The sequence below is a fragment of the Candidatus Thiopontia autotrophica genome, from assembly GCF_982804495.1.
Genome location: NZ_CEYDPX010000031.1, coordinates 1 through 12,793 on the forward strand (window position 1 = coordinate 1; position 12,793 = coordinate 12,793).

A 12,793-nucleotide genomic window follows, 5' to 3' on the forward strand; every position below is an offset into this window, starting at 1 on the left:
TTTTTTATGGTCAGATGCGGGCACGTCCCCTGTTATTGCCACCACGCATTCTGGAAATAGAGAACCCGATCAACAGGGCCAGAATGGATACCATGGACCCCACCAGAAACCAGTCCCGGTCTTTTCTGTCCTGTAGTGCCTTGTTCTCCTGTTGCAATGCCTCGAGATCTCGTTTTTGAACCCGTACCTGATCACGTAGCAGGTGGTTTTCATTCTCCATCTCCAGAGCGCTTTCACTTATATCACGGATGGTATCAACCTCCTGGTTGGCTCTGTGGCTGCTCTCCTTAAGCTTTTGAATCTCTGACTCGAGGATACGTTTCTCTTGCTGGATACTGGTTATTCTGGTTTTGAGTCGGCTATTTTCCAGCTTGATTTTCATCTGTTTTTGGTTGCTCTCTATTTGCGATGATTTGGCGGTTGCGGGTAGCGGTGATCGTTTGGTGAGATAGCGGCTTGTGACCCATCCTCTGACCCCGGAGTTTGTGGTTATAAGGGTGAATCCATTTTTACTCTCGTTGCCAAGCGACACATACTCTCCGGCTGGTAGTAGCTGCAGGAGTCTGCTGGATCTGTCCGGTTCTGCACGGAGTGGTACGGGGATGCCGGAGAGGTAGCGTTCTGCGCCACTCGCCATCTGTGACAGCAGCAGAGTAAATATGATTGTTACGATTTTAATCATAATGCCTCAATCTTCTCTCTCTGAGCCTGAAGCTGTTGCTGTCTGTTGATCAGTTCCTGCAGACGGGTACGCTCTTTTTCAACGACCGCCTCGGGTGCACGCTCCACAAAGTTTGCATTATTGAGTTTGCCATTTACTCTGGAGATCTCGCCATCAATCTTCCCAATCTCTCTATCCAGTCGCTGAACCTCTGCATCCTTGTCGATCAGCCCGGAGATTGGGATCAGGATCTTCATGTTGCCAACCAGTGCTGTGGCGGACTCCGGTGCATTGGTACCATCTTCCAGAATCTCTATAGAGTCAAGTCGTGCAAGTGAGTTGAGTGTAGCCCCGTGGTTTGAGATACGTGCAATATCTTCTGCAGAGCCGTCCTGAATAAGTACAGGCAGAGGTTTTCCTGGAGGGATATCCATTTCGCCACGGATGCTGCGAATTCCAAGCACGAAGGATTTAGTCCACTCCATCTCGGCAGTGGCATCTGGATCTATTTTGGAGTTGTCTGCAACTGGATATGGTTCCAGCATCAGGCTTGATTCACCCTCGGACAGGGTTTTACCTGCAAGAGGGGCGACCCGTTGCCAGATCTCCTCGGTTATGAATGGCATGATAGGGTGGGAGAGACGGAGTATGGTCTCCAGCACCATTACAAGAGTACGCCTGGTGCCGCGCAGAGCCTCATCGCTGCTGTTGTCACTGTATAGCACCGGCTTGGAGAGCTCCAGATACCAGTCACAGTACTCGTTCCAGGTGAACTCGTATATTGCATTGGCAGCCCGGTCCAGCCTGTATTGATCTACTGCACGCACCACCTCTTCCTCGGTCTGTTGCAGACGGCTGATAATCCATCTGTCGGCGGTAGAGAGTTCAACATCCCCGCCACTCTGTCCGCAGTCCTGCTCTTCTGTGTTCATCAAAACATAGCGAGCCGCATTCCAGATCTTGTTGCAGAAGTTGCGGTAGCCCTCGATTCGACCAAGATCAAAATTGATATCACGGCCAGTTGAGGCAAGGGCTGCAAAGGTGAAGCGCAGTGCATCGGTACCAAATGATGGAATACCATCAGGGAACTCCTTGCGGGTAGCCTTCTCGATCTTCTTGCGCATCTGTGGCTGCATCAGTCCAGTAGCCCGTTTGGCGACCAGCTCGTCCAGCTCAATACCATCAATAAGATCGATAGGGTCGAGCACATTACCCTTTGACTTGGACATCTTGTGTCCGTGTGAATCTCTTACCAGCCCATGGATATATATCTCCTTGAAGGGGACATCATCCATAAACTTGAGCCCCATCATGATCATTCTGGCGACCCAGAAGAAGATGATGTCAAAACCTGTGATTAGCACGCTGGTTGGGTAGAAAGTCTCAAGCTCTGGGGTTTTTTCGGGCCAGCCAAGGGTAGAGAATGGCCAGAGGGCAGAGGAGAACCAGGTATCCAGTACGTCCTCATCCTGGGTCAGGGTTATATCTGCATCCAGACTGTATTTTTCCCTAACCTCATCCTCACTGTCTGCAACATAGATATTACCGTCGACATCATACCAGGCAGGTATACGGTGCCCCCACCAGATCTGGCGACTTATACACCAGTCCTCAATGTTGTTCATCCACTCGAAATAGGTCTTCTCCCAGTTTTGCGGGACAAACTTTATCTTGCCACTCTTTACTGCATCAATTGCGGGCTCTGCAAGAGGTGCCACCTTTACATACCACTGGTCAGTCAGGTATGGCTCGATCACAGTGTGAGAGCGGTCCCCACGCGGCACCATCAGTTTATGTGGTTCAACCTTTTCAAGCAGGCCGGCACTATCCAGATCATCTACAATTGCCTTGCGTGCATCATAGCGATCCATGCCACGATATCTCTCCGGCATCTCATCATTGATCTTTGCATCGATGGTGAAGATGTTTATCAGTGGCAGGTTGTGACGTCTGCCCACCTCGTTGTCATTGAAGTCATGTGCCGGGGTTATCTTGACACAACCGGTCCCTTTCTCGGGGTCGGCATGTTCATCACCAACAACAGGAATGGTACGGTCACACAGTGGTAACACTACGCTACTTCCAATCAGTCGGGAGAGGGTTGGATGGTCGGGATGGATTGCTACTGCACTGTCTCCCAGCAGGGTCTCTGGACGAGTAGTGGCAACAGTTACATATTCATCAGTGGCAGTGCCGTTTTCATCGGCGACAGGGTAGTGGATGTACCACATATGGCCGTTCTCCTCCTCAGAGACCACCTCCAGATCGGAGACTGCGGTATGGAGTACCGGATCCCAGTTGACCAGTCTTTTGCCACGGTAGATCAGCCCTTCATCATAAAGACGGACAAAGACCTCGCGTACCGCATCGGAGAGACCATCATCCATGGTGAAGCGCTCTCGGGACCAGTCCAGAGATGAGCCCATACGGCGCAGTTGACGGGTGATGGTGCCCCCTGATTCACCTTTCCACTCCCACACCTTGTCGATAAATGTTTCACGGCCCAGATCATGACGGGTTACACCATCTGCATTGAGCTGACGTTCAACCACCATCTGGGTGGCGATACCGGCATGGTCAGTGCCCGGCTGCCAGAGGGTGTTGTCTCCCTTCATCCGGTGGTAGCGGGTCAGGGTATCCATCAGGGTATCCTGAAAGGCGTGACCCATATGCAGTGTTCCAGTCACATTGGGTGGCGGAATCATTATGCAGTAGGGGTCGCCGCTGCCACTGGGCGAGAAGTGGCCCTGTTTTTCCCAGCTCTTGTACCACTGCTGTTCAATGGCATGAGGGTCGTATCTTTTTTCCATGGCGGGCGATTTTACCACTATTATGGCTCTTGTTTTGCGCTGACTAGGAGGCCTCTGATTAACTTATCCCAGGTTCAAGAGGTGCTGAACCAGCAGCGAAACCGGGCGTCCTGTTGCCCCCTTCTCCTTGCCCTGAAGCCATGCGGCACCAGCTATATCCAGATGGGCCCAGCGCTGTTTTTCGGTAAAGCGGGAGAGGAAGCAGCCGGCAGTAATGGTTCCAGCCTCAGGTCCACCAATATTCCCCATATCGGCAAAGTTGGAATCCAGTTGAGGCTGATACTCATCCCAGAGCGGCAATCTCCAGGTGCGGTCACCGCTCTCTTCACCGGACTGTATCAGGTCATTGGCGAGCTTGTCATCATTGCTGAGGAGCCCGGATGCGTGCTTGCCCAGGGCCACCACACAGGCGCCAGTCAGGGTGGCAATGTCGATAACCTCTGCAGGCTTGAAACGCTCTGCATAGGTGAGTGCATCACAGAGTATCAGTCGCCCCTCGGCATCTGTATTGAGAACCTCGATGGTCTGTCCGGACATGCTGGTCACAACATCACCAGGTTTTGTCGCCTTGCCACTTGGAAGGTTCTCGGTGGCGGGAATGATGGCAACAAGATTGATCGGCAGTTTAAGATCGCGGGCGGCCTGCAGGGTTCCAAGCACAGAGGCCGCGCCACACATGTCGAACTTCATCTCATCCATTTTACCCCCGGGCTTGAGGGAGATTCCACCAGAGTCAAAAGTGACCCCTTTGCCAACTAGCACAACGGGCGGCGCTTTTTTTGCCCCCCCGCTGTATGTTGCAACAATCAGTTTGGCCGGCTGATCACTTCCACGGGCAACAGATAGCAGTGCTCCCATCCCCAGCTTCTCCATCTCTTTTTCGCTGAGGACACGAACAGATATCGATTTTTCACCGCGTGCAATCTTGCGTGCCTGACTGGCAAGATAATTCGGCGTGCAGATATTGCCTGGCAGGTTGCCAAGTGTGCGCGCCAGTGAAACCCCGTCTGCAATTGCCTTACCCTCTTCGATACCCTTTTTGGCAGTTGTTAAGCCCTTGCGATCAGCAACATTAAAGGTGATCTTCTTGAGTAGCGGCCTGCTCTTTTTCCTGGATGAGGGTATATCGAATTGGTAAAGGGTGGATTCAATGGTCTCTACTGCCGTGCGCGTCAAGTGGTAGAGCTCTTGAGTATCAGTAGAGGAGAGTATGGTAGATGTTGCGAGGGTTGCACTGCGGCTACCACTCTTTCGTAGTGCCTCAACAGCAGCGGCGATCGATTTTTTGAGATCACGATTACCGGGTTTGCTCTCTGCCCCCATCCCTAGCAGAAGTATCCGCTGGGCAGATATACCATTGGGGGCGTGAAGCCACTGAACCTCTCCCGCCTTGCCCTTGTGATCACCACGATCTATCAGCTGCTGAATGGCGTCTCCTGTGGCCCCGTTTAGTGTGGAGACGGCAGATGAGAGCTTCTGGCCATGATAAATACCACAGATTATGCAGTCGCTTTTGCTCTTCTCCAATACAGCACTGGTAACGGAAAAATCCATATTTTAAATCTCCACTTTATTCAATCAGTAAAACGGATATTATTAGCGAATGGGATCAAACGTGCCAGAGAAAAAATGGGTTATCGCCCGCTTTACTACGCTCGAACGTTATCTGGTTAAGCAGGTAGTGTGGATGTGGGTTGTAGCCACCCCTGTTTTGATCACACTTCTTCTGGCTTTGCGCATAAGCAAGATGATGGCCAAGTCGGTTGCCGGACAGATTCCACTGGAGCATGTATGGCAACTGGTCTGGTTAAAGGTGCCTGCATATATGGGAATGGTCATACCGATGACACTCTTCTTTTCGGTGCTGCTAGCCTTCGGAAGACTCTATCAAGAGAGTGAGGTCACCGCTTTTCGGGCCGGTGGGGTGGATATTTTCAGGGCCTCACGCGGAGTGCGCTGGTTCTCTGTTGGAGTGGCTACAGTGGTTACCATGTTTGTGCTCTTTGTCACTCCATGGGCGCAGACAGAAATAAACAATATTCACGATGAGATTAATGCCAATGCAAATCTGGTCGGGCTGACTCCTGGGCGTTTTAAATCTCTATCGGGCAAAGGGGAGAGGATCTTCTATGCGGAGGAGATATCTGTAGATCAGCGGGACATGAGGGGGGTCTTTTTCTATGAATCGGTGCCTCCAGATAGATTTCGCATTATCACCTCAAGATTCGGACAGCTTTTGCCAAACGAGAACGGGGATGGCAAGTGGCTGGTGATGAGAGAGGGGAGGCAGTATGGCGGCCGCCCGGGCGATGCCGATGTTGAGATTGTTGATTTTGAGGAGTATGGGGTAAAGCTTGATCTGAAAAAATCGACCAGTGGAGAGCCGTCTGGACGGGCAATCCCGTTCCAGGCCTTGTGGGGCTCTGAGCGGTTACAGTACAAGGCCGAGCTACAGTGGCGACTCTCTCTTCCGGTAATGACTGTACTGCTGGTTTTTCTTGCAGTTCCACTGAGCAGAACCTCACCACGAGGCGGAAAATATGCGGGGATGGTGCCCGGTATTCTGCTCTACCTGCTGTTCAGCAATCTGTTCAATATCTCATATGGATGGATAGAACGTGGCGTGGTGGAGAGCTGGATGGGGATGAGCTGGGTATATCTCTCAATTGTGGTACTGATATTCATCCTCTACCTGCGTGACGGCATCTCCTTGAGATGGAGAGGGGGCTCATGAAGAGATCCTCTTTGGATAACAATAATATTTTGGGGTGGTATCTGGGGCGTGAGATCGTCTGGGGCGGGGTGATCACCCTGTTGAGTCTGGTCTCTATCGCCTACTTTGTCACCTTTGCCGGTGAGATGGGAAATATTGGCAAGCAGGATTTCACCACTACTACAGCGGTCTCGTTTGTACTTATGAAGATGCCGAAAATCGTGCAGGAGATGTTGCCAGCTGCGGTACTGATTGGCAGCCTCTTCTCTTTTGGAGGGTTGGCGGCATCGAATGAGCTGACCATCATGCGGGCCACCGGGGTATCCATCCTGGGGATACTGTGGCGGGTGCGCATAATTGGTCTTCTCTCTGTTCTGATCGCAGTCATTAACATGGAGCTTGTTGTCCCTGCTGCGGAGAGAGGAGCAAAAATAATCAAGGCTGAGGCGCTACATGAGTCTGTGGTGGAGTACTCCAGAGAGGTCTTCTGGTTGCGTGATGGCGACTATTTTGTGCGCATGCAGCATGTGGGCAGTGATGGATCAGTCGCCGGCATTCAATGGATGAAGATACCAGAGCCTGGTGATCTTGCCGAGGTGAGCTATGCAGATCGTGCCTTTCATGAAGGGGAGGAGTGGAGGCTGGAACAGGTGCGGTCAACGCAGTTGGATAAGAGTCCAATTGCTACAGTCAGTGCTGATGAGGCAAAACATCAGTCAACCATTTCGCATGACATTATCCGGCTGGCCTCGCGTGATCCGGTAGACCTCTCCATGGTCGAGCTCTATAGTTACACCGCTTTTCTGGAAAACAGCGGTCTTGATGCAGGCAGTTATCAGCACGCCTTTTGGGGGCGCCTGGCGATGCCGTTCAGTATGTTGGTTATGTTGGTTCTGGCAATACCATTCTCCATTACCGAGGGGCGCTCGCTCTCTGCAGGAAAAAGGGTAGTTATGGGGGTTTTTCTGGGGATCGGTTTCTATCTTCTCAACAAGGTATTGATGAACACCGGAGAGATCTACCAGTTTAACCCGATTGTGACCGCATTCCTGGCCCCCTCACTCTTCCTGTTGAGCGCTCTCTGGATGATTCGCAAGCGGGGGTTGTAGCGGTCTTTACAAGTTTTTTGGTTTCATCTGTTCCGGGGTTGGCCCTGCACTGAAGTACTCATCTGCCTCATCAATATCCATCACAACCCCATCCTCACTGCAGTTGCCACAGATCATCTCCTGCTCATAATCATTCCATCCTCGAAGGCCTGTTCTCAGTGATGTGACGTGCTTGTATCCCATAAGCTGCATGGTATGGGCAGCAAATATACTGCGGTTTCCAGAGCGGCAGGCAACAACAATTTCACGGTCACGGGCGGTGGCAAGCTCTGGAACTGTCTCTTCATAGTTCCATTCACATGCAGTCTCCAGGATCCCCCGTGGCACATTTATTGAGTTGCGAATATGCATCTTTGCAAACTCGTATGGTTCGCGCACATCCAACATCAGAATATCGTTCTCTGCGGACAGCCTATCCTTCAGATCCCATGGAAATATCTCGGTAACATGGGGGGTAAGATCTTTGATCAGTTCGGTATATAGTTTCATGATGTCTGTCTGTTAGCTCCAGATTTATGCCTTGTGTTTGGTGATGCCACGTTCTACTGCAATTACTGCAGCCTCTACACGTGAGTGTACATCCAGCTTGCGCAGAATGGATTTGACATGAAGTTTAACCGTGCCATCAGAGATGTCGAGTTCACGACCGATAACCTTGTTGCTCTGCCCCTCCGCAAGATGCAGAAGAATCTCATACTCCCTTGGTGTCAGCAGAGCCTTGAGATCATCTCTCTGGTGTGTTTTCAGGATCTCCCCCTGGGCAACACGGGCAAGCAGCGGAGTCATTGATGGGGCCACCACAACCTCTCCATTTAGTGCGCGCTCCAGTGAAGAGACCAGCTCCTCTGGCTCCATATCCTTAAGCAGATACCCTTGAGCACCACTCTGTAGCGCAGACAAAAGATCTGACTCCTCTTCGCTGGTGGTTAACATGACGACAGGGAGCGATGGCTCCCGTTTTTTTAACTCTGAAAGAACCTCTATCCCATCCATCTCCGGCATCCGCAGATCGAGCAGAACAATGTCAGGCTCCAGCTCTGTTACTAACTGCAGCCCCTCCTTGCCTGTACCTACGGCGGCCGCAAGTTGAATATCATGCCCCTGAAGCAGAGCACCGATTCCGGTGCGAAACAGGGTGTGGTCATCAATCAGTAAGACTTTCATAAGAGATCAAAAATATCTTCTTCATTACTTGCGTTGACGGTTCCGGTGATTGTAATGCGGGTACCATCTCCCGGCTCACTCTCTATTTCGAGTGTACCACCTATCGCCTCAATTCGTTGCTGCATGGCAGATAGCCCGATATGCTCCCCCTCAATTGGCCTCTTTTCGCCAGGATTGAATCCGATGCCATCATCCTCAATCAGGATCCAGAATTTATGCTCCGGGATACAGTCAGCAAGAATACGAACAGATTGTGCCTGGCTGTGTTTATGCACGTTGGCAAGTGCCTCTTGAATAACTCGCAGTAGATGTCTCTCACTCTCCAGCGGGAGCTGGATGCTCTCGCACTGATGTTGAAAATATGTGTTGATGCCGTGCTCTTTTCTGAACTCGTCAGTCAGCGTGGTTATCGCCTGGATTACACCCTGTTGGTGAATTGGAGCACGGAAATTGGCAATAAGGCTTCGGAGTTCACGATTTGCCTGATGAAGTCCTTGCTGAATATGCAAGATCTCGGAGAGATGGATGCCCGGGACGTCACTTTTATTACGCTTCCTGTCAGCCTGTTTCTGATGCTCCTCCATAATCTGGGTTCTGATTCTCAGGCTGGCCAGGGTCTGTGCCAATGAGTCATGAAGTTCATATGCAATATGGGTGCGCTCCTGATCCATTTTGCTTTTATGCGCCTCTCGTTCAAGGCGAAATTTCTCAATAGCCATGCCCAGATTCTGCCCAATATTGAGCAGCAGTCGATCCATCTCTCGACTGACATTCTGGCGCTCAGGCGAGACAAAGAGGGTGTAGACACCCAGGATTTTCTCTTGATGCTGGAGGGGGACAATGATGACCCCGTTTTTTGAACAGGGTAGCTCTACCCCATCTACATCTCGACAGTCGCACGGGTTCTCTTGATGCAGGATGGTCTGCTCGGAGAGAGCCTCTCCACAGAGGCTATTGGTTACGGGGATTATCCCCTTCTGTTGTGCCAGTTCATCATCCATTCCAATGCTGGAGAGGAGCTTCATCTGGTTGTCAGGGGTGAGCAGACGGATGGTGGCAGCATCGGCACCAACCATCTCCTTCAGAAAAGAGAGAAACCGGAGTAAAAGCTTTTGTACATTTTCCGAGCTGTTGAGGCTGGCAACTACGTCATAGAGAATTCGCAGAGAGGCAGCCTGTTGTGCAAGGTGCCTGGTCTGATTACGAACCTGTAGCTCTGTCTCTTGTTCAGAGTGGAGTAGACGCTGCTCCAGTTGATCCAGCTCAGGAATCTCCTCACCATCCGTAAAACGCCCGCGAAGCGACTCAATGAGATTGACCAGTACCACTTACCTCGTGCCCTTTGCTCTCTGTCTGACTAGTAACCGCCTTTACGACGTGACTCGGGCAGACCTGCAATCTTTCCAGCCTGCTTTGATGGCTGTTTTGGGAATAGCATATAGAGATCCTTGGACTTGAGCTTCTCGTCCCATGCCGCACCCATTGCCTTCATCATGTGACGATCGTTGGGCTGGTTGCCACCATTGTTGACAAACTCGTCACGCAGGTAGTTGACAACATCCCAGTGCTTGTCACTCATGTCGATACCCTCTGCCTCGGCGATAACTTTTGCTACATCCTCGTTCCACTCATCGATATTATCAAGATAGCCGTTTGGGTTGGTTTCGATGGTCTGTCCATTGACTTCATAGCTCATGGTTTGGTTCTCCTTGTTAAGCCAGTTACAAAATTTTCACCACCCAGAGTAAGCTACTTGGTGGCGAGTTCAGATTAATCTTTCTCCAGAATTAGATTTTCCACTGTTTTGTGGGGTAAAAACAACCCACATCCAAAATCTTTTCCCTCACTTAGCCCTCTTTGTTGCAGGGCAATAGCCTCCTTGGGGGTGAGATCAGCCAGCATAAGGCTGTGGGTGGATATTGTCTCCTCTCCTCTCTTGAGCAGGTTGGTGCGTCCACAGACCATTTTTCTGGGGTAAATTCCCCGCTCTGCAAGCTCCTGGCAAATTCTGGTCAGGAAATCATCTTCTGTCTCATTGTCATGGAAGATGGCAAAACGGGTATAAAGAGTAGTTATCGTGCTGAGCAGGCGGCTCTCTGGCCTATAGAGCTTCATGGCATGACCATCTACATCCAGTGTCACCCCATCAAGTTGTGAAATGGCCTCATCCACCCTCTGTTGTGGCAGACGTATGGTTAGTTTTGTTCTGCGGGATGGGTAGAGTAGCTCGTTGCCATCATCGGGCGATAGCCAGCCATTTCCCGACTCGGCCACCAGAATCTGGTGGAGTGCACCATTTGGTTCAGCGCTGAGCCACGGCAAATGGTTGAGGATTGCTCTGCTCAATGCCCAGCCATGGTCAACCGGCAGAGTTTTGCAATCAATACGAAAGCTGAGATCCACGACATCATCAGAGATCTCTATGGATTGTTGGCCCTGTTCCTCTTCCCAGAATGTCATGACAGCCTATATTTTTGGAATAGCCGCACGCAGCGCATCACGATCGATCCACCAGGTACCATCAGCCAGGGCATCTACTGCGGCAGATAATTTGGGGAGAAAAGAGTCAGGATTATCAAATTCATTTCCTGCCATCCAGATCTCAAACTCATCCTGATCCTTGATGTTGCGATGCTGTGCCGCAACCTCGGCCAATTTCTGGCTGGTAAAAAAGAGAATATTCTCACCATCCTGTCCCTCAGAGCGTCGATGGTCGGCGAGAAAATGAGATGTGACTGCTGCTACCGCAGCGGTATCGGATCCGGCTGGAGACTCATCTATCATGTGTTGCAGAATTGCTGTGGTGGTTTCAGGGTTGATTGGGTAAGTGACCCCTAGCCAGATGCCATGAGCCAGTGCGACCAATGAGTCTTTCTGGTCGGCCGAGACCAGAATATCTGTGGCAACAACAGCCAGCTCCCAGTTCTCATTCTCGGTGAAGGTGTTAAATGCCTCCCAGGCGGCATCCCAGGCATCCTCATTCTGCTGAAAATCCAGCATTAGAGTGCCGTAATCCAGCAGAAGCTCGGCCCGTTCAATTGATGGCGGGAGCCCCTTCAGTCTGGACTCCAGAGTGGCAAGACGCTCCTCTTTTGATTGGGCCTCATCTTCGGCAGCCATAGTTTCCACTCTCTTTTCAGTATCCATAATCAGTAAAAAGCAGCCTCCAGGCGATCTTCCCAGTTGTCGGGGGTGTCAGCGAATGGTGGACGTACATCCATCCGGAAGAAGCGCTTGTTCCTGGCTCTTGCCTGTTCGTGAACAGCCTGTACCAGATCCTCAAAGCACTCCATCTCATGCTGCTTCTCCATCAGAACTTCACTTAGGTTCAACATCTATATTTATCTCAATATGTTCAGAAAATAACCAACTGTTCCAGTATACATTAGGGGCTGTTAGAGTGGATACAAGGGGTATGTTCCCCTTAATTAGAGCAAATAGCCGTAATATAATGATTTCATTATAAACACACATTTAACCTATCCCATTGGGGATATATTGGGTATCCCGATTGCCTGTCGAAAATAGGGTGAATTGCGTTGAACAGGGCAGGTTGCTCTGACATACTTCCACTCCCAATTTAAGGAATGTCTGATATGGTGTTCCGTTGATTGTGGCGAGATTTATTTTTTGGCGTTGTGCTAATAGTTGTGCAACGAGGAAATTGACTGGTAAACGTTAAGGAGCGCCTTACAAATGTCAGAGAAGACCAAGCTAAATGCAAATATCCCTGAGCTGGATATCCCAACCCCTAACCTTGATGAGCTGGAAAAGGGCCCTTGGCCAAGTTATGTTGGCTCATTAAAGCGTATTTCTGTAGCAGACAACAAACACAGCAAAATGATGCGTGGTGTTACTGGTACCCTGGAGCAATCTTTTGTTAACCGTCGCGGTTACTGGAAGGGCGGTACAGTAGGTGTCATCGGTTACGGTGGCGGCATCATTCCTCGCTTCTCTGAGCTGAAGGATGATAGTGGCGAGACCATGTACCCTGATGCACTGGAGTTCCATACAATACGTATCATGCCTCCTGCAGGCCTTCACTATACCTCTGATCTTCTTAGAAAGATGTGTGATGTATGGGGTGAGACCGGCACAGGTCTTATATGTATGCATGGCCAGTCTGGCGATATTCTGCTTCAGGGTACTGATTCAGATGGCGTACAGGTTGCATTTAATAAGTTGAATGATACCGAGACATTTAAAGATCTTGGTGTTGAGGACTTCTGTTTTGACCTTGGTGGCGCGGGCCCAGCTGTTCGTACTTCAGCATCATGTGTTGGTGCGGCCCGTTGTGAGCAGTCCTGTTTTGACGAGGGTGACCTCCTGCAGGCCA

Annotated in this window: 12 protein-coding genes and 1 pseudogene; 3 read left to right on the forward strand and 10 right to left on the reverse strand. The window is 50.7% G+C overall.

Translation table 11 applies throughout. The annotated features are described in order from the left end of the window. Positions 1-10: 10 nt before the first annotated feature. The 3 genes from AC3ZFK_RS07735 to AC3ZFK_RS07745 all read right to left on the reverse strand — a co-directional run bounded on the left by AC3ZFK_RS07735 (position 11) and on the right by AC3ZFK_RS07745 (position 5,025). Positions 11-682 carry a TIGR04211 family SH3 domain-containing protein gene (locus AC3ZFK_RS07735; protein WP_487507245.1) on the reverse strand — a complete coding sequence of 224 codons (672 nt, stop codon included), beginning with the start codon at positions 680-682 and terminating at the stop codon, positions 11-13. Beyond that, the gene (locus AC3ZFK_RS07740) at positions 679-3,471 is read right to left on the reverse strand and encodes a valine--tRNA ligase (protein WP_487507246.1); all 2,793 of its coding nucleotides are present in this window, start codon (positions 3,469-3,471) and stop codon (positions 679-681) included. The genes AC3ZFK_RS07735 and AC3ZFK_RS07740 overlap by 4 nt, the downstream gene beginning before the upstream one ends. A 63-nt stretch (positions 3,472-3,534) precedes the next feature. After that, positions 3,535-5,025, reverse strand: a complete 1,491-nt coding sequence (locus AC3ZFK_RS07745; RefSeq protein ID WP_487507247.1) for a leucyl aminopeptidase — start codon at positions 5,023-5,025, stop codon at positions 3,535-3,537. A gap of 49 nt (positions 5,026-5,074) precedes the next feature. Here AC3ZFK_RS07745 and lptF point away from each other — a divergent pair, with 49 nt between their 5' ends. Next, positions 5,075-6,205, forward strand: coding sequence for an LPS export ABC transporter permease LptF (lptF, locus tag AC3ZFK_RS07750; RefSeq protein ID WP_487507248.1), 1,131 nt, complete (start codon positions 5,075-5,077; stop codon positions 6,203-6,205). Next, entirely contained in the window at positions 6,202-7,293 is a 1,092-nt protein-coding gene (gene lptG / locus AC3ZFK_RS07755; RefSeq protein ID WP_487507249.1) for an LPS export ABC transporter permease LptG, read from the forward strand. Before lptF ends, lptG begins: the two co-directional genes overlap by 4 nt. A 6-nt stretch (positions 7,294-7,299) precedes the next feature. Here the strand turns inward: lptG and AC3ZFK_RS07760 are convergent, their stop codons facing one another. The 7 genes from AC3ZFK_RS07760 to AC3ZFK_RS07790 all read right to left on the reverse strand — a co-directional run bounded on the left by AC3ZFK_RS07760 (position 7,300) and on the right by AC3ZFK_RS07790 (position 11,792). Continuing rightward, positions 7,300-7,782: a rhodanese-like domain-containing protein gene (locus AC3ZFK_RS07760; RefSeq protein ID WP_487507250.1), complete on the reverse strand. Its 483-nt coding sequence runs from the start codon at positions 7,780-7,782 to the stop codon at positions 7,300-7,302. A gap of 24 nt (positions 7,783-7,806) precedes the next feature. Next, positions 7,807-8,457, reverse strand: coding sequence for a response regulator (locus tag AC3ZFK_RS07765; RefSeq protein ID WP_487507251.1), 651 nt, complete (start codon positions 8,455-8,457; stop codon positions 7,807-7,809). After that, on the reverse strand, positions 8,454-9,785 hold the full coding sequence (locus tag AC3ZFK_RS07770) for a GAF domain-containing sensor histidine kinase (RefSeq protein ID WP_487507252.1): 1,332 nt from the start codon (positions 9,783-9,785) through the stop codon (positions 8,454-8,456). Before AC3ZFK_RS07770 ends, AC3ZFK_RS07765 begins: the two co-directional genes overlap by 4 nt. Positions 9,786-9,814: 29 nt before the next feature. Beyond that, a complete protein-coding gene (locus AC3ZFK_RS07775) occupies positions 9,815-10,153 on the reverse strand; it encodes a TusE/DsrC/DsvC family sulfur relay protein (RefSeq protein ID WP_487507253.1) in 339 nt (112 codons plus the stop codon). 74 nt (positions 10,154-10,227) lie between these two features. After that, positions 10,228-10,917, reverse strand: a complete 690-nt coding sequence (cas6, locus tag AC3ZFK_RS07780) for a type I-MYXAN CRISPR-associated protein Cas6/Cmx6 (protein WP_487507254.1) — start codon at positions 10,915-10,917, stop codon at positions 10,228-10,230. A 6-nt stretch (positions 10,918-10,923) separates the two neighbouring features. Then, a complete protein-coding gene (locus AC3ZFK_RS07785) occupies positions 10,924-11,577 on the reverse strand; it encodes a hypothetical protein (RefSeq protein WP_487507255.1) in 654 nt (217 codons plus the stop codon). 29 nt (positions 11,578-11,606) lie between these two features. Continuing rightward, the gene (locus tag AC3ZFK_RS07790; protein WP_487507256.1) at positions 11,607-11,792 is read right to left on the reverse strand and encodes a sulfur relay protein DsrC; all 186 of its coding nucleotides are present in this window, start codon (positions 11,790-11,792) and stop codon (positions 11,607-11,609) included. 361 nt (positions 11,793-12,153) lie between these two features. Here AC3ZFK_RS07790 and AC3ZFK_RS07795 point away from each other — a divergent pair. After that, positions 12,154-12,793: pseudogene (locus tag AC3ZFK_RS07795) on the forward strand (hypothetical protein); the annotation flags it as partial.